The following is a 20,863-nucleotide window of genomic DNA, read 5'->3' as shown; positions in this document are numbered from 1 at the left end:
CTCCTATTTCAAGAAAAGGTCGCTGAGGATGTTCACCGAGTTCCACACGGACTGCCCTTTGGAGCGGGAGTAGTCGGTGTACACGACGTGAACGGGCGCTTCGGCCCACCTCAGGTCATTGCGGCCGATCTCCGAGACGATCTCGGATGCGTGGGCCATGCGGTTCTGCGTGATGGCGATGGTCTCCGCTGCGTGGCGGTTCAGCGCGCGGAGGCCGTTGTGCGCATCCGTCAGCCGGACGCCCGTGCTGAGCCGCTCGAAGACGATGCCCAGTTTGAGAACGACGCGCTTCAGCGGGGAGACCGACGTGCGGCCATCGAGGAAGCGGGAGCCGACGACGATGTCGAGAGGCTGGGAATCGAGCATCTTCACCATGACGAGGGCGTCGTCGACGAGATGCTGTCCGTCGGCATCGAAGGTGACGAAGTAGTCGGCCCCGGGGTCGCGCATGGCGTAGTCGAGGCCCGTCCGGAGGGACGCGCCCTGACCGAGGTTGATGGGATGCCGCACCACGATTGCGCCGGCCGCCGTCGCCTCGGCCACCGACGCATCCGAGCTGCCGTCATCGACGCAGACCACTTTGGGGAACGTGGCGCGCGCCTGCTCGACGACCGCGCGGACCACCGGGGCTTCGTTGAAGAGGGGGACCACGAGCCAGGTACGCTGCTCGACGGGCGTGCTGATGGTGACTCCTCGGTTGATGGGTTCGCGCATGTGACGACTGCACCAATCCTATCCGGCCCGTCCTGACCGGGCCCTGTGCACGCGGTCGGGGGCGGGCCGCGACCGGGGCCCGGCAAGCTTCACATGGTAGTTTCTTTGCGGAAGCGCCCCCGCTCCCCGAGCCGAAGAATTCACCGAGAGGACCGGCAGCGTTGGTCTTTATTGCACCCGGGGCCGATGTGTCGACTGAAGCGGCGATCGGCGAAGGCACCAAGATCTGGCATCTCGCCCAAGTACGCGAAGGCGTGCAGATGGGTCGCGACTGCATCATCGGGCGCGGCGCATACGTCGGCCCGGGCGTCGTCATGGGCGACAACTGCAAAGTGCAGAACTACGGCCTGGTCTACGAGCCCGCGGTTCTGGGGAACGGTGTGTTCATCGGCCCGGCCGTCGTGCTGACGAACGACACCTATCCCCGCGCCGTGACGCCGGACGGCGAGCTGAAGAGCGCCCACGACTGGACGCCGGTCGGGGTGACGATCCGCGACGGCGCGTCCATCGGAGCCCGCGCGGTCTGTATCGCGCCCGTCACGATCGGCCGCTGGGCGACCGTCGCGGCCGGGGCCGTGGTGACGAAAGATGTGCCCGACTTCGCGCTCGTCGCAGGAGTGCCCGCGCGACGCATCCGCTGGGTCGGCCGGGCCGGCGTGCCGCTCGAGGCCGAAGGCGACGAGTGGGTGTGCCCCGAGACGGGAGCGCGCTACCGCGAAGAGAACGACGAACTGAGAGAGGTTTCCGCATGACCGAGCAGCTGGAGTTCATCCCGGCCGCCAAACCGATCATCGGCGATGAGGAGCGGGCGGCGGTCGACGCCGTCCTCGTGTCGGGGATGCTCGCACAGGGCGCCGAGGTCGCAGCATTCGAGACCGAGTTCTCGGCCCACCTGGTCGATGGTCGTCACGCTGTAGCCGTGAATTCGGGAACCGCCGGCCTCCACCTCGGCCTCCTGGCCGCAGGCGTCGGCCCCGGCGACGAGGTCATCGTTCCGTCGTTCACGTTCGCCGCCACGGCCAACTCGGTCGCACTCACCGGCGCGACCCCCGTCTTCGCCGACATCGAGCCCGACTATTTCGCGCTGGATCCCGCTTCGGTCGCCTCCGTCATCACGGAGCGGACGGTCGGCATCATGCCCGTGCACCTGTACGGACACCCGGCCGACGTCGTCGCCCTCGGCGACCTGGCGTCGCAGCGCGGGCTGCAGCTCTTCGAAGACGCGGCGCAGGCGCACGGCGCGACGAAGGCCGGAGTCCCCGTCGGAGCCTTCGGCTCCTTCGCGATGTTCAGCCTCTACCCGACGAAGAATATGACGTCCGGCGAAGGCGGCATCGTCACGACCGGCAGTGACGAGGTTGCGCGCCGGCTCAGGCTGCTGCGCAACCAGGGCATGGAGAAGCAGTACGAGAACGAGATCGTCGGCTTCAATGCCCGGATGACGAACCTGCACGCGGCGATCGGTCGCGTGCAGCTGACCAAGATCGACGGCTGGACGCAGCAGCGACGGGACAACGCCGCCTTCTTCGACGCCGAGCTCCAGGGTGTCGTCACACCGCCGGTCGCAGCGGACGCGACCCACGTCTACCACCAGTACACGATCCGCGTTCAGGACGACCGCGACGGTCTCGCCAAGGCGCTGCGGGACGAGTACGCGATCGGCAGCGGCGTCTACTACCCGATCCCCAATCACCGTCTCCCCTCGTTCCAGCGCACCGAAGACCTGCCCGAGACCGAGAGGGCGGCCGCTGAAGTGCTGTCGCTCCCGGTCCACCCGTCGCTCTCGCGCAGCGACCTGGAGCGCATCGTCTCGGCCGTCAACGCCCTTGCGAAGGCGGGTTCGTGATGGCAGAGCTGAGGATCGGCCTGGTCGGCCTGGGCATGATGGGGAGGCATCACGCACGCGTGATCCGCGAGACGGATGGTGTCGTTCTCGCCGGCGTCGCGGATGCGATGGGCGATCCCCACAGGGTCGCGGGCGACCTCGAGGTCTCGAACTCCGTCGAAGACCTGATCTCCGCAGGGATCGACGCGGCCGTCGTCGCCGTTCCGACAGTGTTCCATGAAGACCTGGCCCTCCGGCTCGCCGACGCCGGGATCCACACGCTCGTCGAGAAGCCGATCTCCGGCGACGTCGAGTCGAGCGCCCGCATCGTCGAGGCGTTCGAGTCGCGGGGACTCGTCGGCGCGGTCGGTCACATCGAACGATTCAACCCGGCCCTGCAGAACATGCGGCAGCGCATCGAGGCCGGCGAACTCGGCGATGTCTACCAGATCGCCACGCGCCGCCAGGGGCCGTTCCCGTCGCGGATCGCCGACGTCGGCGTCGTCAAGGATCTTGCGACGCACGACATCGACCTCACCTCATGGCTGGCCCAGAGCCCGTTCGCGACCGTCTCGGCGCACACCGCGCTCCGCAGCGGCCGCGAGTTCGAGGACATGGTCTCGTTCACCGCACGCCTGAAGAACCATGTGATCACCAACCATCTCGTGAACTGGCTCTCGCCGATGAAGGAGCGGGTGACCGTGGTCACCGGCGAGCGCGGGGCGTTCGTCGCCGACACCATCAGCAGCGACCTCACCTTCTTCGAGAACGGCACCGTCGCGACCGAGTGGGAGTCCGTCATGGCCTTCCGCGGCGTATCCGAAGGTTCGATGCTGCGGTACGCCTTCGCGAAACGCGAACCGCTCCGTCTCGAGCATGAGGCGTTCCGCGACGCGATCCTCGGGTTGGGCGGCAACATCGTGACGATGCGCGAGGGACTCCAGAACGTCAGGGTCGCCGAAGCGGTGCTCCTGTCGGCGCTGCAGTCGAGGACGGTGAACGTCTCCGAGTGAGCCGGGCCCCGCACATCGTCGTCGCAACGAGGCTCTACGCGCCTGAAGTAGGTGCTGCGTCCTTCCGGCTTCGCGCCCTCGCGCGCGGTCTTGCGGCCGAAGGTGCCACCGTGCGCGTCGTCACGACGATTCCGCCCGCCGGCTCCGCTCCCGAGCCCGTCGACCCCGGAGTGACGACGGCGCGCGCGCCGGTGCTGCGCGACGCGGGTGGCAACGTCCGCGGTTACGTACAGTACCTGAGCTTCGACATCCCGTTGTTCTTCCGGCTTCTGTTCTCGGCCGCCGACCTCGTGGTCTCGGAGCCGCCGCCCACGACGGGCCTCGTCGTCGCCATCACCTCGTGGCTGCGCCGGCGCCCCTTCGTCTACTACGCCGCCGACGTCTGGACCGACGGCCTGATCGCGCTCGGCGCCCCCTCGCCGATGATCGCCGTCATGCGCCGCATCGAAGGGTTCGTGATGCGGCGTGCTGCAGCCGTCGTCGCCGTGTCGGAGGAGGTCCGCGACAAGGTCGTGGCCTTCCGGGTCGCTCCTGAGCGCATCCACGCCATCGGGAACGGCGTCGACACCGAGATCTTCCGTCCGGACGGACCCGTCGCCGAGACCACCTCGCCGACGTTCGTGTACACCGGCGCCATGTCGGAATGGCAGGGCCCGTCGGTGTTCGTCGAAGCGATGCCGGCGGTGCTCGAAGCCTTCCCCGCGGCCACGCTCCGCTTCTTCGGCCAGGGGGTCGAAGAGCCCGCCATCCGCGCCGCGGCCGAGCGGCTGGGCCTCACCTGCGTCGTCCTCGGCGGCGTGATCCCGCCGACCGAGACCGCGACCTGGATCCGAGGGGCGACCGCCGCACTCGCCAGCATCACGCCGGGAGTCGGGTACGACTTCGCGAAACCAACGAAGACCTATGCGGCGGCGGCCTGCGGCACCCCGGTCGTCTTCGCGGGCTCCGGGGTCGGAGCCCACCTGGTCGAGGACGCCGGCCTCGGCTGGCGCACTGCGCACGAACCGGACTCGGTGGCCGAGGCGATGCTCGGTGCCGTGCACGCCGAGCTGAGCGGTGAGACCGAGCGCGAGCGCGACCGTCGGGTGGCGTGGGCGAGGGAGAACGCCTCGATCGCCGCCACAGGACACCGGGCGGCCGTTGTGGTCCTCGATGCGCTCAGGCGGACGTCGCGCGCTCGGTGAGCACCTCGACCACGCGCTCGGCGGCGTCGCCCTCGCCGTAGGGCGCGGCATCCGTCGCCGGCGGCAGCGGCCTCTCGACGGCCGCTGCCAGGCGGGACACGTCGGAGCCGACCAGCACGTTCCACCCGAGATCGACGGTCTCCACCCACTCGGTCTCCGGCCGCACGGTCGTGCACGGCACCCGCAGCAGGAACGCCTCCTTCTGGAGGCCACCCGAGTCGGTGATGACACCGCGGCTGCCGCTCACCGCACGGATGAGCTCGGGATACGCCAGCGGCGAGGTGAGGATGATCGCGCCCCGGTCGAGCTGCACGCCCGACGACGCGGCGGCGGCGACGAGACGCGGGTGCGCAAGCAGGAGCACCGGCCGGTCCAGTGCGGCCAGCCCCTCGACGATCTGCTCGAGGCGGCCCCGGAAGTCCGTGTTGTCCGGGCGATGGATGGTCGCTACGTAGTACTCGCCCTGCACCAGACCGTGCGGTGGCGCCGCGTTCTCGGCCAGGGCTGCGTCACGCACGCGGAAGAGCACATCGGTCATGACATCGCCGACGAGCACGCTCCGGTCGGCCAACCCCTCGTCGGCCAGGTGCCGCATGGCAACCTCGGTGGGCGCGAGCAGCAGATCGGCCGCATGGTCGGTGAGGACCCGGTTGTGCTCCTCGGGCATCCGCCGGTTGAACGAGCGCAGCCCCGACTCGAGGTGCGCGAGCGGCAGGTGCAGCTTGACGGCGGCCAGCGCCGCGGCGATCGTCGAGTTGGTGTCGCCGTAGACGAGCACCCAGTCGGGCGCATACTCCTCGAAGACCGGCTCGAGCGCGCTGAGCATGGCGCCCGTCTGCGCGCCGTGCTTCCCCGACCCGACCGCGAGGTTCACATCCGGGGCAGGGATCCCCAGGTCGCGGAAGAAGACGTCGGACATGAGCTCGTCGTAGTGCTGGCCGGTGTGGACCACGATGTGGTCCACCTTGCCTGCCATAGCCGACGAGATGGGGGCGAGCTTGACGAACTGGGGGCGGGCGCCGACGACGCTCAGGACACGCATGGCTCAAGCCTATTCGCAGCCGATGGCATCGACGTCATCGGCCGGGACCCGGCCGCAGGGCGTCCGAACCCAGCCAGGCACGGCTGAGGGTCTCCGCAGCGGCGAATCCGCCGTGCAGCTCGGTGACGAACCGCTGGCCATCGGCCGCGACCCGCCGCGCACGGTCACGATCGCCCAGGAGCTCCCGGACCACGACACCGACGGTCTCGACGTTGGCCTCGATGATGGGAAGCTCGGACCCGGTGCGCTCCTCGACCCGCGCACGGACGTGATCCGCGACCTGGCCGACGACGACCCGCCCGGTCGACAGGGCCTCGCACGCGGCGACGCCGTAGCTGCCGATGCGGAACTGGTCGAGCACGATGTCCGCATCCCGGATGATGTCGGGCATCTGCGCCCACGGAACGCCCTCGAGACGGCGGTACTCGATCAGCCCCTCGTCCTCGAGTGTCCGGAGGTGGGGTTCGATGAGGTCGCTCCCCTTGATCGCCGACGAGCTCGGCGAGTGCACGACGACCGGGCGATCCCGTTCCATCGGCGCGGCTCCCGGGTACCAGCGCTCCGTGTCGACGACGACCGGGCACCAGATGCCGAACGGGACGTCGTCGAGCAGGTCGGGAGTCGAGACGAAGACGGGGCCGTCGAACCGCTCGAGCCCGCCCACGAATTCCGTCGCCCGCCGTTCGGCGGACCGGCTGTAGAGCGAGCGGTCGGCGTAGGGCGACCACCGGTGGTTCTCGCGATGCCGGGCATGCTGGCGCACGTCACTCCCGTGGCACATCATCGCGACACTGACCCCCGATTCGGCGAGCGCGGCGGCCTCGGCGAATGCATCCTGACCGAAGAGTCCGCCGAAGAGCGGCCGGCCGCTCTCGACCAGGCAGTGCGTGAACCGCCCGACGTATTCGAACTGCTCCTTCTGCCAGGCCCCGGAGCCCATGTACACCCGCAACGGCACCTCGATGTCAGCGGCGAACCGGATCATCCCGGGAACGTCGACGACCATGTTGATCGCTCGCGTTCCCTCCCGGCTCGCCTGCGCGGCGGCAGCCCACTCGCGGCCCTGGCCGGCGTAGTTCGCCGGGCCGATGTAGAGCCGGGTCGTCTCCCCGTCGAGAGCCGGATTCGCACTCGGCGTTCCGTCCGTCGCTCCGATGACCCGGTAGGCCAGCGCGCCGATCAGGCTGTTCGGTCGCGCAATCGCCCAGTCGAGGGCGGACGCGACCCAGCGCGGAAGCCGATGCCGGTTCGCTGCGGCCCGCCTCGCGACCGCTGAGGCCAGGGACTTCAGGGGGTTCCCCATCCTCGAACCGTCTCCTTCCCGCCGTCTGGTGCGCTCTCGGTCATCCGCTCGATGAGTCGCGAATAGGATTGAAAGCCTAGACACTATCAACGTACGACGTATTCAGGGACCACCTCGCACATGAGAATCGCGGTAATCGCACTAGGTAAGATCGGACTCCCCCTCGCGGTCCAGTTCGCGACGAAGGGCCACGAGGTCGTCGGAGTCGACGTCAACGCGCAGACCGTCGAACTCGTCAACGGCGGGATCGCGCCCTTCCCCGGGGAGGCCGATCTGGCCGAACTCCTGGCGGACGCGGTCGCTTCCGGCAACCTGCGCGCGACGACCGACTATGCGGATGCGGTTCCCCAAGCCGACGCGGTCGTCGTCGTCGTGCCGCTGTTCGTCGACCTCGACGCCCGCCCCGACTGGGGATGGATGGATGCGGCCACGAAGTCGCTCGCCGAGACCCTCACGCCGGGCACGCTCGTCTCCTATGAGACGACCCTTCCCGTGGGCACCACCCGCACCCGCTGGAAGCCGCTCATCGAATCGACGTCGGGTCTCGTCGAGGGAGTGGACTTCGACCTCGTCTTCTCGCCCGAGCGCGTGCTCTCCGGCCGGATCTTCGCAGACCTGCGCAAGTATCCGAAACTCATCGGCGGCCTCTCCCCGGAGGGCGCCGCCAAGGCCGCCGCGTTCTACCGCGACGTCCTCGACTTCGACGAGCGCGCCGACCTCGCACGCGGGAACGGGGTCTGGGATCTCGGATCCGCCGAGGCGGCCGAGTTCGCGAAGCTCGCGGAGACCACCTACCGCGACGTCAACATCGGGCTGGCGAACCAGTTCGCCCGCTTCGCCGAGCGCGCCGGAATCGACGTCTACCAGGTGATCGAGGCGTCGAACTCGCAGCCGTACAGCCACATCCACCGCCCGGGCATCGCCGTCGGCGGCCACTGCATCCCCGTCTATCCCCGGCTGTACCTCTGGAACGACCCCGAGGCGACCATCGTGAAGGCGGCCCGCGAAGCGAACGCGGCCATGCCGATGCACGCCGTGTCGATGCTCGAGGGCGCGTACGGTTCGATCGCCGGCGCCCGCGTCGTGGTGCTCGGCGCCGCCTATCGTGGCGGCGTCAAGGAGACGGCGTTCTCCGGCGTCTTCCCCACCGTCGATGCGCTGCGGTCGCGCCACGCCGTGCCACTGGTGCACGACCCGCTCTACACCGACGATGAACTGCGCGGCCTCGGGTTCGAGCCGTACCACTTCGGCGACGAGATCGACGCGGCCATCGTGCAGACCGACCACGCCGAGTATCGCACCACCGGACCGGACGATCTGCCCGGCGTGAAGGCCTTCATCGACGGCCGCCGTGTGAGCGCACCGGGCGCGTGGCCGGGTGTGACCTACCGCGTGATCGGCGTCGCCTGAGCGATCGCCTCCGCGGTCGCCGGTGATCGCCGGTCGGCGTCCGCCTCGTCGACGACGCTGAAACGCGCGGACGACGATGCCTCGGCTTCCCCTGCCAGAGGCCGAGGGGTCAGGGCGAAATACACCGCCGCTGCGAAGGCGAGTGAGCCGACGATCCACACGGCCATCGGTGGCACCGGCGTGTTCCACCACCAGTGCTGGGCGTGGTCAAGGTTCCAGTCGTAGACATAGAAGCCTGAGATATAGCGCTGCATCGTGTCGTGGAGTGCTGCACTGTTCGCGACGCTCACCCCGATCACGACAACGAGGGTCTGCAGTCTCGTGAAGTCCACAAGCCTGGCCCCGACCTGCAGGAGTGCGACGCCCGCGAAGATGATCACGAGCGGCATGATGTAGCGCGGCTGCACCTCCTGGGTGACGATCGCGTGGCTCTTGTAAAGGATGTAACCCGGGATCGCGAAGAGGGCGACGATCGCGATCACCAACGCCGTGAGCTTGCGCGCCGACCACGACGCGATCCCCGTGAACGTCGCAGCGCCGAACGCGAGGATTCCAATGGTCGAGGTGATGGCGGGCACCCACGTGTCCAGCCAGCCGAGGCGCCACGTACCAAGGACCCCCGCCCAGAGCGAGGGCGTCCAGAGCAGGTTGTACCAGACCAGCCCGGCGCCATTGATCGCTCCAGCCGTGTGCATACCGGTGAGTCCGTTCGAAGCCACCCCTGACTGATTGGAGAGCAGGTAGAAGAGCCCGGCCACGATCACAATGCCCAGAGGCAGGAGGGCCTTCAACCAGAATGCCCTGGTCCTCGACATCGTCATCACAAGCGCAATCACGACACCGATAACCGCGTAGATCGCGGCATCCGCCCTCGCCCCGGCTCCCATGACAGCAGCGACGAGCGCGAGAGCGCCAAGCGAGATGCTGCGCCACCCGTTCTGTTCGAAGTACCCGACGAGCGCGAGCCAGAGACTGCCCGCAGAAATGATCCCCCACGCGCTCGGGTTGTTCGACGCGATGAGAAACGCACCCAGTGGCACGATGACGATCGACCAGGTCCACACGAGGGTGCGACGCCTGCTCGGCGACAAGAGGAAATAGAGCAAGCTCGTGATGCCGACGAAGAGGATCACGTTGATGGCCCGCATGAGAAGGATGGAGAAGGTGAAGTTCGTACTCGCGAACAACCCCATCGTCGCGTAGTAGAGGGGCGGGTACGACCCCGTCGAATTGACGTGCGAGACCGTGACCATCGAGTCGGGCGCGAGTCCGTCGACCGGGCACGTCTCATCGCTGCCCACGAAGTGTCGGCTGCACGGTGTCTGGCCGACCGCCCAGGGTACAGTGCGCTCGTTCGGGTGCCCCGGAACCGACTCGCACAGCCCTGGGCGCTCCCCCAGCCCGCACCAGATGCTCGCCAGGTGGTAGTCGTCGTCCGGACTCGAAGCGATCGGCGACGCGAACACCCAGCACAGCAAAGCGATGAGAGTGAATACGGGGACGAGGAGGATCGGTCTGAAACGACGAGTGCGCTTCAGGGGTGTTTCGGTCGATTGCACCAGTGAATACTATCCGCTCGGTTATGGGCGAATGCTGCACCCGCCCGGCGTCATGCGGCCGGACCTGTCGGAATGGCGGCGGCGAATTTCGCGACGACGTTCAGGTACGGTTTGCCCTGGCTGAGCTGCACGAACCGCGCCATGGAGGTGATCGGGCGCTTCTGCCCAGCCTCCAGAAAGTAGATCGAGCCGTCCGGGACCCGGATGAACGCGGTTGCCGGCGAGGCAACCTTCAACAGCGCACAGGTGAACTGGTCCAGCGGCACGTACGTGAAGGGAAACGCCGGCTGAAGCTCTTTGCTCACGCCGTGGAGGGCGCCGCCGGCACTGACATAGTTCTGGGTCCCGCAGGCGACACCGAATCCCATCAGCGTCGGGGCCAGCGGATACGCGTCGAGCCGCGCCTGTGTCGTCATCGTCCAGGCGGTGATGCCCGCTTCCGTCGTGAAGACGAAGTCGGACAGCGCGATCTTGCTGGTGACACCGTTCACGAGATAGACCGTGGCGTTGGTCGGCGTGCGAACGAGCGAGCCCGCTGTGAGAGCGACTGGTCCCTTCGGGAGCGCGCCGACGAGCGCATCCGGAACCGTCGTGATGGTCGGAGTCTTGCCGGCGTTGAGCGCAAGCAGGGAGTCCCATGCCCCGACGGGCAGGATCTTGTCGGTCATCACGATGTAGACGGTCGCGCTCCCTGCCGTCTTGACGGATGCACCGGCCGCGATGGAACCGACCGAGGGGTAGGCGTCCAGGAAGGCCTGGGGCACGGTGACCGCGGGGAGCGCCGCCGAGCCGCTCCAGGTGTATCGTCCGGCCGCGGTCAGGATCGACACAGGATCGGTCGGCAGCGTCGTCACCATCCCGGAGAACGTGGTGGCCCCTGCCGGGATCTTCGCCAGGCTGGCGGTGCTCAGGCTCCCCGCGGCCGTCTTCGGCAGCCCAGCGCCCGCGACGGCAATAGCGTCGACGGGGTAGCGCGCCGCGTTTCCGAGATACGAATAGTTCGAAGTGCCGCGCTCGGCGACGAACACCGAGTCACGGATCACCGGGTTTCCGTACGGCAGCGTCGACACCGCGTTCTCGGTGAGCACATTGAACCCCGCCGGGAGCCCTGCGGCGGCCTCCGACGTGTCGTCGAGGATCTCGCGCTTCGTCCCTGCCGTGATGTAGTAGCGGGCCCCGGCGGTCGTGCCGAGCACCGGACCCATGGTCGGGCCGGGCGCGAAATGGCTCAGCTGCTCATCCGTCAGCTGCACGAAGCCCGTCGCGTCGCATCTGCCGCCGTAATCGACCACCAGGCCGCACGACGTGAAGCTGAGCTTGAGGCCGGCGTCCGTGAAGTAGATGGTTCCGCCCGGCGAGCGGATGACCCGGCCGGCGAACTGCATCGTCTTGTAGGCGCTCAAGTACTGGGCGGACACATAACCCACCTGGCCGAGTGGCGAGTACGCCGCCAGCATCTGGGCGTTCGCGATCGGGTACTTGTTCGTCCCCGACACGACGTAGACCGTCGGATCGGTCATCGTCCGCAGAAGGCTGGTGCCCGCGATCGTCGACCCGAACCAGTCGGTGTACATCCGCCAGAAGTTCCGATTGCCGTAGGAACTGCAGCCGTCGCCCGTCCCGTACAAGTTCGCGAGGGCCGCAGCGTTGGGCTGGTACGGCGTGTAGTTGTACAGTCCCGCCGTCGCCTGGTTCTGGATGAAGACGTTGCTGGAGCCGCAGGCGGCGTTCGGGCTGAAACGCACCGCATTCACGCGCCCGGCCACATGGTTCCAGCTCGTCGGGGTGGCCGCATACCGCTTGAACTGTAACGCAGCGTTGTAGACCTGGTTGAAGAAGCCGTAGTACTGGGAGTCGCAGACGGCGGTGTCCGGGCAGCCGTAGCCCGTGGCCGACCGGTACTGGCCCGACCCCGGGAAGTCGTCCGTCACCAGGCCCTGCTCCTTCTCAAGGAGCACGATCAGCGCCTTCTGGCTGATGCCGCAGGCTGCGCCCACCTTCGCGATGATCGCCGATGCGAGTTCGTTCGCGGCGCCGGCGTATGCGTTGCACCGCCCACTGACAGCGGCCTTCGACGTCGTCGACTGGCGGTAGTCCTTGAGGCAGGTGTAGCCGGAACGGCAGGATGAGACCTTGCCGTTGAGGAACGTCTGGATGTCGGCCGCGTTCATCGCGGCGCCGTCGAAGAACAAGGCGTCGCTGATGATGTCGCCGGGGTCGAACTGCCTGCCGTCGGCTGCCTGCGCGGCCGGCTGCTCGAACGGGAAGGCACTGACGACGGTGAACGTCAGTGCGAGCGCGAGTGCCGCCGCCACGAGTCGAAACGGTTTCACGGGATCTCCACACTCACGGGCTGTGACACCACGGTTCTCTGGGACAGGGACGTGTAGGTCAGCACGACGTTCCACGACCCGCGGGACAGTCTGCCGATGGGAGTGCTGCCCTGGCCGCAGGAGGTCGTCGACCTGTCGGCCTGGCCGGCCGTCGTCGTCGTTACGGTGGACGCTCCCGAGGTGAGCACGAAGGCGCACGACCCACCGTCCTCGATGATCCCGTTCACATAGCCGGAGGTCGTCACGGCCTTTCCGTCCGCATCGACGGATGCCACGACGATGACGGCTTCCGGTTCACTGGTCGGCGTCGGGGTCGGTGTGGGCGTTACGGTCGTCAAGGACGGGCCGGGCGAACCCGGCAGTCCGATCACGCCGCCTGTCGTGCATCCGGAGAGCCCGAGCGTGAGCAGCGCGCATGCAGCGATTGTGCGCGCACTCCACCGCGGTGTCCTCATCGTGTCCCCAGCGTGTTCGGGCCGCTCGGTCGGCGCGGCTCAATCAGGCTATCGCCCAGGTGCGCGCGGGCACCCTCACAACACGTACAGATATTTCCCTTAGAATCGAGCCTGTCCGTTCGTCGAACGGTACGTGAACCCGAGATGAAGGCGCCGATCGAACACGTCGGTGAGGCGAGTGACCAGTACAGCTATGACCACCATGGACGCAGAAGCGCAGGAGCGCGCGTCCCGGATCGCCTCACTTCCGATGGAGCACGTCGGACAGAAGACCGGCTTTTTCACGGGAACAGGGAAATCGGTCGCCGAGATCTGGGCGCACCGAGAGCTCCTCTGGCTTCTGGTGCGACGCGAGATCCGTGCGCGCTACAAAGACAGCTCGCTCGGCATCGTGTGGAGCCTCGTCCGCCCCCTCGTCCAGCTCCTCATCTACTACTTCGCGATCGGCCAGATCCTCGGGGCTGCACGCGCCGTCCCGGACTTCGCGATCTTCGTCTTCATCGGCCTGACCACCTGGGGCCTTTTCGCCGAGTCCGTCTCGAGCATGACGACCTCGCTCGTCTCCAATTCGGGGCTGGTGAAGAAGGTCTACCTGCCGCGGGAGATCTTCCCGCTCAGTTCGGTCGGCGGCGCCATCTTCAACTTCGCGGTCCAGGCGGTCGTGCTGCTGGTCGCCATCACCTTCCTCTCGTCGTTCCCCGGCGACGGGAGGCTCTGGTTCGCCCCCGTCGCGATCGTCACACTGATCGTGTTCTCGACGGCCGTCGGCCTCGTGCTCTCGGCGGTCAACGTCTACCTCCGCGACACGGAGCACCTTGTCGAGATCGCGCTCGTGGTGCTCTTCTGGGCCTCGCCGATCGTCTACTCGTTCACCTTCGTCCACAACGCGCTCCACGGCAACTGGCTCGAGCAGCTCTACCTCGCCAACCCCGTCACCATCTGCATCATCGCCATGCAGAAGGCACTCTGGGCCGCCGGCTCCGACGCAACGGGAAAGTTCACACAGGCCTGGCCCGACCACCTCGAACTGCGCCTCGCGATCACCCTGGTCGTCAGCCTGGTGCTCGTGTGGCTCGCCCAGCGCATCTTCTCCCGCCTTCAGGGCAACTTCGCACAGGAGCTCTAGAACATGACCTCACCGATCCTGGTCAGTGTCGACGACGTCTCGAAGCGCTTCGTCCTGCACAAAGAGAAGTCGCTCAAAGAGCGGCTCGTCAACTTCAAGGCCTCCCGCAAGCACCGTGAAGACTTCTGGGCGCTCCGCAATGTGAGCACCCAGATCGAGGTCGGCTCGACCGTCGGGCTCGTCGGCCACAACGGCTCCGGCAAGAGCACGCTCCTCAAGGTGATCGGCGGCATCCTGCAGCCCAGCACCGGATCGGTCGCCCGGCGCGGTCGCATGGCCGCCCTTCTCGAGCTCGGAGCAGGCTTCCACCAGGATCTGACGGGCCGCGAGAACGTCTACCTGAACGCTGCGATCCTCGGCCTGTCCCGCGCCGACACCGACCGTTACTTCGACGCCATCGTCGACTTCTCGGGCATCGAGTCGTTCATCGACACACAGGTCAAGTTCTACAGCTCCGGCATGTACGTGCGTCTCGCCTTCGCCGTGGCGGTACACGTCGACCCCGACCTTCTCCTCGTCGATGAGGTGCTGGCCGTGGGCGACGAGCCCTTCCAGCGCAAGTGCATGGAGAAGATCTCCGAGTTCCAGCACGAGGGCCGCACCATCGTCCTCGTGAGCCATTCGGCCGACCAGGTCGGAAACCTCTGCGACCGGGTGCTGGTGCTGCACGGCGGCGCGGTGCAGCACGACGGCGATCCTGCCGAGGGCATCCGGATCCTGCGCAACGGCTACGAAGAGGACCGCCTTGCGTCGAACCTGCGACACGGCACCCGCCGTGAGGACTTCCCCTACCTGATCGACGACGTCCGTGCGGCGATGGTCGAACGCGAGGGCCGATCCGACCTCACGCTGACCGTCTCGGTTGACATCCGCAAGCCGGTTCCTGACTGGGGTATGGGCATGTCGATCGACACCCCGTTGGGAACGCGGCTCTACGAAGCGACGACGTGGGACACGAACGTCGTGCTCCCCAACGTCAAGGGCAAGCACGTGCTCACCATGACGTTCCCGGACGTCCGGATCGGGACGGGCAAGTACCTGGTCAACGTCGGTCTTGGAGACAAGACGGGCCGCAACTTCGACCAGGCACCGGCCGCGGTGAGCTTCGACACGCCGACCGGAGCGGTCGGCCACGGCATCCTGCGCCTCTCCCCGACCGTCACTGTCGAATAGCCCACAGTCGAGTGGCCGCGCTCACTTCTTGCGCGAGTGCTCCAGCGAGCCGGCGCGGATGGCCTCAGGATCATCGAGGTCGACCAGCGTCGACCTGCGGTAGCTCTCCCATTTGGTCACCTGGTATGCCGGGTTCGCCGCGAGCCAGTACAGCTTGCGCTTCCAGCTGAACTCCGGGTCGCGGAGGATGCGGAGGCTGTCGCCGGCGATACCGCGCGCAGTGAGCCGCAGCCGCCCCTGGTTGCTCAGAGGTTGGATCGGCGTCCCGATCTGGCGGAGGCCGACGGTCTCGTCGAAGATGCGCTGCCGGTATTCGTCGCGTGTGAGATCGTTCGAGTGCTCGACCGCGGCCCGGGGCGCATACGCCTTGCGATAGCCGGCTTCGATGAGGTCCTTGCCGAACAGCTGATCCTCCGCGTAACGCACGTCACGATAGGGGATCACATCGAGCAGGAATCGCCGGCGCGCGGCCGAGTTCACGTCAGAATAGAAGCTGATGGCGCCGAGGATGCCCTCATCGGTGACGAACGAGTCCTTGTAGAAGACCGCGGTGCCGAAGTCGGGGCCGAAATTGCGGAACACGCCCTGGATCTCGTACTTCTGAAGCGGGAACGCCCCACGGCGTGGAACCTGCTTGCCCATTACGGCCACGATGGTCGGGTCGATCGCGAACGGTGCGATCAGTTCGCGCAGCCAGTTGTGGTCGACCGGCACCGCGTCGTGCGTCAAGTAGGCGATGAATTCCCCCCGCGCGAGCTCGGCCGCCAGATTGCGGGTGCGCCCGTGCCCGAATTCGCCGTTCGGAATCTGGTGGAGGCGCACGTGGGGGAATTCGGCGACGATACCCAGCGTCCCGTCGGTGGAGCCCGAGTCGATCACGAGGATCTCGACCTCGCCGTCCACCTCCTGCGCGCTGACCTGCTCGAGGATCCGCCGCAGGTAGGTCTCCCCGTTGTAGGTGAGGATCGCCACCGTCGCCAGGGGTGTGGCGTCAGCGTTCGATTCCGGAGCGGATTTCGTCATAGGTCCGGCGTATCCCTTCGTCCATCGGTGTCATCGGAATCTCGCCGAACTCCGTACGGAACCGTGAGGTGTTCAGTACGACGGTGTCGACGAACGTCGGCGGCTTGGGGCGTTCCTCGATCGCGAAATCGCCGCCCACGACACGCCGCAACGACTCGAGCACCTCGTTCACGCTCGTGCCGCTGCCGCTGCCCACGTTGTAGAGACCGTATTCGGTCGCGCGCCCCAGCACGGGGACGAGCATCCGCACCAGGTCTTCGACGTAGACGTAGTCGCGGACCATGGAACCGTCGCCGAGCCGGACCACCGGCCGCCCGAGCACGATCTGCCGCAGCGCAATCGGGATGAGCCCCTGCTTGCGGTTGGGATGTTGGCGGGTCCCGTACGGATTCGACACCCGGAACGACGTCGATGAGAGCCCGTGCTTGGTCTTGAAGTACTGCAGGTAGTGCTCGATCGACAGCTTGCCGATGCCGTAAGGCGAGATCGGCAGCGCGCGGTCGGACTCCGAATACTCCGCCTTGCCCTGCGGCCCATAGATCGCTCCACCGGTGGAGGTGAAATAGAGGTGCCCCACGTTGGCGTCGACACACGACTCGAGGAGTTCGACGGTCTGCGCGACGTTGGTGCGGATGTCCAGTGTCGGATCGCTCTCGGCGGTCGCGGGTGTCGTCGTCGACAGCGCGTGGACGACGTAGTCCATGCCCTGCACCGCAGAGTCGAGGTCGGCGCGGCTCAGGAACTCCCCCTGGACGATCTCGACGTCACGGGTGGCGAAGGTGGGCGTGCGCGAACTGAACCGGTCGAACGCCCGGACCTCATGGTCCGCTCCGACGAGAGCATCCACCAGGTGCGAGCCGATGAAACCGTTCGCGCCGATTACGAGGGTCCTAGGCACTCATCACCCTTTCGAAGGCCTCGACGAACTGGTTGCCGGAGTCGCGCCAGTCGACGTTCGCGAGCGACTTGGACATGGCGATCGTACGTTCCACCGCATCGGGGCGGTCGAGGACCTCGACCATCGTTCGCGCAATCGCCAGTGGGGAGGCGGGCACATATTCGATGAAGGGATTGTCCGAGACCAGTCGATTGTTGGGAGCGTCATTGACGACCGGCGCCACACCGCTGGCCATCAATTCGAGGGGCAGAAGCGACATGTTCGTAAGCGAGAGGACGAGGCCCGCTGCGCAGCGGTTGTAGACCTCGTTCAGCTGGGAGATGTCGAGGCTGGCCAGGTTCTTGTACTTGAACGGGATGTTCCAGTTCGACACGTTCCATCCGGCGAGGTTGATGGTGACGTCCGGCTTCATCGCAGCGAAATCGGCGAGCGCGAGGAGCCCGAATTCGAAGGCGCGCCGAGCCGTCACCGGGCGCGCATAGAAGAACACCTCGGTGCGGCGATTCGTGTTGGTCACGTGATAGTGCGTCTTGTCGACGGCGAAATCGAACATGTCTGTACTCATGCCGTACTCGGCATGGAGCTTGTGGGCGAGCCAACCCCCGGCGGTGATACCGTGAAACCCGAACCTGTAGGTATTCTCAGCGAGAACGTATTCGGTGCCCACCGGGTAGAAGCTCGGTTCGAAGTCCTGGACGAAGTAGAAGCGCTTCGCGCGCGACTTGTCGAGGTAGACCGGGTACGCGGTCTCCCACCCGGTTGCAAACAGGGCCTGTGCAGAATCGTGCACTCCGGATGCGGCCTCGTACATACGGATATCGGCCGCGAGGTTCGGATACGCCGCCGATTTCGCGAGCATGGAGCGGACGTCGGGGATGCTCACCTGGTCGACCATCGACGAGTAGAGGTAGATCGTGCACCGGTGGCCGGCCTTCTCGGCGAAGTCGATGAACCGGAACAGGTTCTGGTGCCCGCCGCTCTCGCGCCCAGGGGGCGACATCACCCAGGCGATGTCGACGGGTCCTTCGCGGACAGTGATCTGGTCTTCGAGCTGAGCCGGACGGGTCGTCCAGTCGACACCGGCGGCGTCGTTGTTCGCCACGAGCATGGCCGGCTTGTACCGGACGAGCCTCGTGTGGGCTTTGGCGAGAAGCCTGGCGAGGAAGACCCGCGGGCCCTCGGCTCCGAGGACTCTCAGGCCCTTGACGATCATGCTCACGTTAGTTCCTCATTCATCAGTCCGTACGCTAGGCCCGTCGGGCGTGGCCTTGCGATGCAGCAACCCAGTGTAACAACGCGGTCACAGCCGAATCTGGGCGTCCGTGTCTCCGGCGCACAGCGAGCATCCTCGCAGGGGGCCCACCGGGGACCGGGATAGGATGGGCCGCGATGTCCGCTACCCCCCTGGAATCCGTCGCTATCGTCACGGTCACCTACAACTCGAGCGGCGCCCTCGAACCGTTCCTCGCATCGGTGCGGAAGAGCGAGTCGTCCGCCGTGACGGTCGTCGTCGCCGACAACGATTCGCGGGATGCCGCCGAGTCGCGACGCATCTCCGCCTCGTACGGCGCGACCTTCCTCGAGGTGGGCGCGAACCTCGGTTACGGCGGTGCTGTCAACGCAGCCGTGCGCAGCCTCGGGCCCGGTACGGCGTACGTCCTCGTGTCGAACCCGGATGTCGAGCTCGGCGAAGGCGCGCTCCGCACGCTCACGGACCGTCTCGACGCGAACCCGGGCGCCGCCGCAGCGGGTCCTCGGGTGCTCAACGCGGACGGCACGACCTATCCATCGGCCAGGCGCCTGCCCTCGCTGCGCACCGGTGTCGGTCACGCGCTGCTCACCGGCATCTGGCCGCGCAACCCGTGGACGCGCGCCTACCGTTCGGACGAGTCCAAGCCCGATGAACGTGCCGTGGGCTGGCTGAGCGGGTCGTGCGTGCTCCTGCGCAGGAGCGCGTTCGACGCCGTCGGCGGTTTCGACGAGGGCTATTTCATGTATTTCGAAGATGTGGATCTCGGCTTCCGGCTGGGACGCGCGGGCTGGTCCAACCTCTACGTCCCGAGCGCCCAGGTCGTGCACACCGGTGCCCATTCGACCGCGACCGAGTCCACCCGCATGCTCAGGGCGCACCACGAGAGCGCGTACCGCTACCTGCAGAAGAAGTACCCCGGCCCGCTCCTGGCGCCGTTGCGGTGGGCGCTGCGGGTCGGGCTGACTGTTCGGTCCCGCCTCGTCACGATGCGGGTCGAACGGGCCCAGCGGCGCGCCGTCCAGGCTCAGGCGCCGAGCAACCCTTCGAGGTAGGTGCCGTAGCCGCTCTTGACCAGCGGCTTCGCCAGCTCCGCGAGACGCCCGTCGTCGATCCAGCCCGCGCGCCAGGCGATCTCTTCGATGCAGCCCACCTTGAAGCCCTGCCGGTCTTCGATGACCCGCACGTACTCCGACGCCTGCATCATCGATTCGAACGTTCCGGTGTCGAGCCAGGCGGTGCCGCGGTCGAGCACCTCGACCTGCAGGGCGCCGGCGTCGAGGTAGCGCTCGTTCACCGTCGAGATCTCGAGCTCGCCGCGAGCGCTCGGCACGATCGTCTTCGCGATCTGCACCACCGAGTTGTCGTAGAAGTAGAGCCCGGGCACCGCGTAGTTGCTCTTGGGTGTGACCGGCTTCTCCTCGATGGAGAGCGCCTTGAAGTCGTCGTCGAACTCGACGACGCCGTACGACCGCGGATTGCTCACGTGATACGCGAAGATCAGCGCTCCGTCGATGTCGCTGTGGTTGCGCAGCGACGTCCCGAGGCCGGCGCCGTGGAAGATGTTGTCGCCGAGAACCAGCGCGACCGGCTGGTCGCCGATGAACTCCTCGCCGATGATGAATGCCTGTGCGAGGCCGTCGGGCGAGGGCTGCACCGCGTACTCGAGGCGGATGCCGAGCTCGAAGCCGTCGCCGAGCAGCGCCTTGAACTGCTCGTTGTACTCCGGCGTCGTGATGATCAGGATCTCGCGGATGCCGGCGATCATGAGCGTCGACAGCGGGTAGTAGATCATCGGCTTGTCGTAGATAGGCATCAGCTGCTTCGAGATGCCTTTGGTGATCGGCCACAGCCTGGTGCCGGATCCGCCGGCCAGAATGATTCCGCGCATGGTGCTTACTCACCTCCGTGGTCGAGGGATGCATACAAGGCACGGGCCTGTTCCCAGCTCGGGAGCAGTCCGGATGCGGCGGCTTCCGCCAGCCCGGGAGCGTCGGTGTCCTTGGGCGAGAGGAGCAGGTCTCCTGCCTCGGCGGGGAATCTCAGCGCGACGTCGGGATCGAGAGGATTGATGCCGTGCTCGCGGGTGGGGTTGTACACGTCGGAGACGAGGTAGCTCACGGTCGCGTCGTCGGTCAGCGCGACGAAGCAGTGGCCGAGACCTTCGGCGACGTAGACCGCCCGCCGGTCACGATCGTCGAGGAGCACGCTGTCCCACTGGCCGAACGTCGGGGATCCGACCCGGATGTCGACGACGAAGTCGAGCACGGCGCCCCGGGGCGCTGTGACGTATTTCGCCTGGCTCGGGGGGATGTCGGCGAAGTGGATCCCGCGAACGGAGCCCCTGCGGGAGACCGAGATGTTCGCCTGCCTCAGGTTGAGCGGATGCCCGACCGCCTCCTCGAGACGATCGAACCGGTACCACTCGAGGAACAGCCCACGGTCATCGGTGAACTGCTTCGGGGTGACCTCATAGGCATCGGGTATGGCGAGCTCACGGATTTGCACCCCCGGAGTCTACCAATCAGCCGGGTGAGGGATCGGGCCGGGCATGGG

19 protein-coding genes are annotated in these 20,863 nt (G+C 67.0%); 8 read left to right on the top strand and 11 right to left on the bottom strand.

The genetic code is table 11. From position 1 onward, the window contains the following. Positions 1–3: 3 nt before the first annotated feature. Positions 4–714 carry a glycosyltransferase family 2 protein gene (locus tag G3T36_RS14225; protein WP_163290479.1) on the bottom strand — a complete coding sequence of 237 codons (711 nt, stop codon included), beginning with the start codon at positions 712–714 and terminating at the stop codon, positions 4–6. A 188-nt stretch (positions 715–902) separates the two neighbouring features. Here G3T36_RS14225 and G3T36_RS14220 point away from each other — a divergent pair, with 188 nt between their 5' ends. From G3T36_RS14220 to G3T36_RS20010, 4 genes are read left to right on the top strand one after another with little or no spacing between them, the layout of a single operon-like run. Continuing rightward, a complete protein-coding gene (locus G3T36_RS14220) occupies positions 903–1,466 on the top strand; it encodes an acyltransferase (protein ID WP_420811051.1) in 564 nt (187 codons plus the stop codon). Beyond that, positions 1,463–2,560: a DegT/DnrJ/EryC1/StrS family aminotransferase gene (locus G3T36_RS14215; protein ID WP_163290477.1), complete on the top strand. Its 1,098-nt coding sequence runs from the start codon at positions 1,463–1,465 to the stop codon at positions 2,558–2,560. Before G3T36_RS14220 ends, G3T36_RS14215 begins: the two co-directional genes overlap by 4 nt. Continuing rightward, entirely contained in the window at positions 2,560–3,552 is a 993-nt protein-coding gene (locus tag G3T36_RS14210) for a Gfo/Idh/MocA family protein (protein ID WP_163290476.1), read from the top strand. The genes G3T36_RS14215 and G3T36_RS14210 overlap by 1 nt, the downstream gene beginning before the upstream one ends. Next, positions 3,549–4,736: a glycosyltransferase gene (locus G3T36_RS20010; RefSeq protein WP_163290475.1), complete on the top strand. Its 1,188-nt coding sequence runs from the start codon at positions 3,549–3,551 to the stop codon at positions 4,734–4,736. Before G3T36_RS14210 ends, G3T36_RS20010 begins: the two co-directional genes overlap by 4 nt. Here G3T36_RS20010 and wecB read toward each other — a convergent pair. Together wecB and G3T36_RS14195 are read right to left on the bottom strand one after the other, a co-directional pair. Next, complete coding sequence (wecB, locus tag G3T36_RS14200; protein WP_163290474.1) at positions 4,711–5,778, bottom strand: non-hydrolyzing UDP-N-acetylglucosamine 2-epimerase; 1,068 nt, start codon at positions 5,776–5,778, stop codon at positions 4,711–4,713. The genes G3T36_RS20010 and wecB overlap by 26 nt on opposite strands. A gap of 34 nt (positions 5,779–5,812) precedes the next feature. Next, positions 5,813–7,081 carry a glycosyltransferase family protein gene (locus G3T36_RS14195; RefSeq protein WP_163290473.1) on the bottom strand — a complete coding sequence of 423 codons (1,269 nt, stop codon included), beginning with the start codon at positions 7,079–7,081 and terminating at the stop codon, positions 5,813–5,815. Positions 7,082–7,201: 120 nt separating this feature from the next. On the opposite strand from G3T36_RS14195, the gene G3T36_RS14190 reads away from it, so the two are divergent. After that, positions 7,202–8,491 (top strand): nucleotide sugar dehydrogenase, encoded by a 1,290-nt coding sequence (locus G3T36_RS14190; RefSeq protein WP_163290472.1) that lies wholly within the window; start codon positions 7,202–7,204, stop codon positions 8,489–8,491. Here the strand turns inward: G3T36_RS14190 and G3T36_RS14185 are convergent. Genes G3T36_RS14185 through G3T36_RS14175 form a run of 3 tightly spaced genes read right to left on the bottom strand, consistent with a single transcriptional unit; the run spans position 8,467 to position 12,838 of the window. Further along, positions 8,467–10,050, bottom strand: coding sequence for a DUF2142 domain-containing protein (locus G3T36_RS14185; RefSeq protein ID WP_163290471.1), 1,584 nt, complete (start codon positions 10,048–10,050; stop codon positions 8,467–8,469). The genes G3T36_RS14190 and G3T36_RS14185 overlap by 25 nt on opposite strands. 50 nt (positions 10,051–10,100) lie before the next feature. After that, positions 10,101–12,383 carry a hypothetical protein gene (locus G3T36_RS14180; protein ID WP_163290470.1) on the bottom strand — a complete coding sequence of 761 codons (2,283 nt, stop codon included), beginning with the start codon at positions 12,381–12,383 and terminating at the stop codon, positions 10,101–10,103. Next, positions 12,380–12,838, bottom strand: a complete 459-nt coding sequence (locus G3T36_RS14175; RefSeq protein WP_163290469.1) for a hypothetical protein — start codon at positions 12,836–12,838, stop codon at positions 12,380–12,382. Before G3T36_RS14175 ends, G3T36_RS14180 begins: the two co-directional genes overlap by 4 nt. 193 nt (positions 12,839–13,031) lie before the next feature. Here G3T36_RS14175 and G3T36_RS14170 point away from each other — a divergent pair, with 193 nt between their 5' ends. Next, the gene (locus tag G3T36_RS14170) at positions 13,032–13,964 is read left to right on the top strand and encodes an ABC transporter permease (protein WP_163290468.1); all 933 of its coding nucleotides are present in this window, start codon (positions 13,032–13,034) and stop codon (positions 13,962–13,964) included. A 3-nt stretch (positions 13,965–13,967) separates the two neighbouring features. Then, positions 13,968–15,137 (top strand): ABC transporter ATP-binding protein, encoded by a 1,170-nt coding sequence (locus G3T36_RS14165; RefSeq protein WP_163290467.1) that lies wholly within the window; start codon positions 13,968–13,970, stop codon positions 15,135–15,137. Between the two features lie 21 nt (positions 15,138–15,158). Here G3T36_RS14165 and G3T36_RS14160 read toward each other — a convergent pair whose 3' ends face one another. Genes G3T36_RS14160 through G3T36_RS14150 form a run of 3 tightly spaced genes read right to left on the bottom strand, consistent with a single transcriptional unit; the run spans position 15,159 to position 18,271 of the window. Continuing rightward, positions 15,159–16,160 (bottom strand): glycosyltransferase family 2 protein, encoded by a 1,002-nt coding sequence (locus G3T36_RS14160; protein ID WP_163290466.1) that lies wholly within the window; start codon positions 16,158–16,160, stop codon positions 15,159–15,161. After that, positions 16,129–17,058, bottom strand: a complete 930-nt coding sequence (locus G3T36_RS14155; protein WP_163290465.1) for an NAD-dependent epimerase/dehydratase family protein — start codon at positions 17,056–17,058, stop codon at positions 16,129–16,131. Before G3T36_RS14155 ends, G3T36_RS14160 begins: the two co-directional genes overlap by 32 nt. Beyond that, positions 17,051–18,271, bottom strand: coding sequence for a glycosyltransferase (locus tag G3T36_RS14150; RefSeq protein ID WP_240148570.1), 1,221 nt, complete (start codon positions 18,269–18,271; stop codon positions 17,051–17,053). Before G3T36_RS14150 ends, G3T36_RS14155 begins: the two co-directional genes overlap by 8 nt. A gap of 176 nt (positions 18,272–18,447) precedes the next feature. Between G3T36_RS14150 and G3T36_RS14145 the strand changes: the two genes are divergently transcribed. After that, entirely contained in the window at positions 18,448–19,362 is a 915-nt protein-coding gene (locus G3T36_RS14145) for a glycosyltransferase family 2 protein (protein ID WP_163290463.1), read from the top strand. Here G3T36_RS14145 and rfbA read toward each other — a convergent pair. Both rfbA and G3T36_RS14135 read right to left on the bottom strand, forming a co-directional pair. Further along, positions 19,335–20,198, bottom strand: coding sequence for a glucose-1-phosphate thymidylyltransferase RfbA (rfbA, locus tag G3T36_RS14140; RefSeq protein ID WP_163290462.1), 864 nt, complete (start codon positions 20,196–20,198; stop codon positions 19,335–19,337). The two genes, G3T36_RS14145 and rfbA, sit on opposite strands and share 28 nt — an antisense overlap. Positions 20,199–20,203: 5 nt before the next feature. After that, entirely contained in the window at positions 20,204–20,815 is a 612-nt protein-coding gene (locus G3T36_RS14135; protein WP_163290461.1) for a dTDP-4-dehydrorhamnose 3,5-epimerase family protein, read from the bottom strand. Positions 20,816–20,863: the final 48 nt, after the last annotated feature.

Origin of the sequence: Leifsonia tongyongensis, from assembly GCF_010686705.1 — a bacterium.
In the GTDB taxonomy this organism is placed as follows: domain Bacteria; phylum Actinomycetota; class Actinomycetes; order Actinomycetales; family Microbacteriaceae; genus Diaminobutyricibacter; species Diaminobutyricibacter tongyongensis.
The sequence above is the reverse complement of the archived record's forward strand: the minus strand, read 5'-3'. Positions and strand labels throughout refer to the sequence as shown.

Bases quoted from the DNA above. Each gene is read 5' to 3' on its own strand.
- G3T36_RS14225 (WP_163290479.1), bottom strand. From the start codon at position 714: ATGCGCGAACCCATCAACCGAGGAGTCACCATCAGCACGCCCGTCGAG.
- G3T36_RS14215 (WP_163290477.1), top strand. From the start codon at position 1,463: ATGACCGAGCAGCTGGAGTTCATCCCGGCCGCCAAACCGATCATCGGC.
- G3T36_RS14210 (WP_163290476.1), top strand. From the start codon at position 2,560: ATGGCAGAGCTGAGGATCGGCCTGGTCGGCCTGGGCATGATGGGGAGG.
- wecB (WP_163290474.1), bottom strand. From the start codon at position 5,778: ATGCGTGTCCTGAGCGTCGTCGGCGCCCGCCCCCAGTTCGTCAAGCTC.
- G3T36_RS14195 (WP_163290473.1), bottom strand. From the start codon at position 7,081: ATGGGGAACCCCCTGAAGTCCCTGGCCTCAGCGGTCGCGAGGCGGGCC.
- G3T36_RS14190 (WP_163290472.1), top strand. From the start codon at position 7,202: ATGAGAATCGCGGTAATCGCACTAGGTAAGATCGGACTCCCCCTCGCG.
- G3T36_RS14175 (WP_163290469.1), bottom strand. From the start codon at position 12,838: ATGAGGACACCGCGGTGGAGTGCGCGCACAATCGCTGCATGCGCGCTG.
- G3T36_RS14170 (WP_163290468.1), top strand. From the start codon at position 13,032: ATGACCACCATGGACGCAGAAGCGCAGGAGCGCGCGTCCCGGATCGCC.
- G3T36_RS14165 (WP_163290467.1), top strand. From the start codon at position 13,968: ATGACCTCACCGATCCTGGTCAGTGTCGACGACGTCTCGAAGCGCTTC.
- G3T36_RS14160 (WP_163290466.1), bottom strand. From the start codon at position 16,160: ATGACGAAATCCGCTCCGGAATCGAACGCTGACGCCACACCCCTGGCG.
- G3T36_RS14150 (WP_240148570.1), bottom strand. From the start codon at position 18,271: ATGATCGTCAAGGGCCTGAGAGTCCTCGGAGCCGAGGGCCCGCGGGTC.
- G3T36_RS14145 (WP_163290463.1), top strand. From the start codon at position 18,448: ATGTCCGCTACCCCCCTGGAATCCGTCGCTATCGTCACGGTCACCTAC.
- rfbA (WP_163290462.1), bottom strand. From the start codon at position 20,198: ATGCGCGGAATCATTCTGGCCGGCGGATCCGGCACCAGGCTGTGGCCG.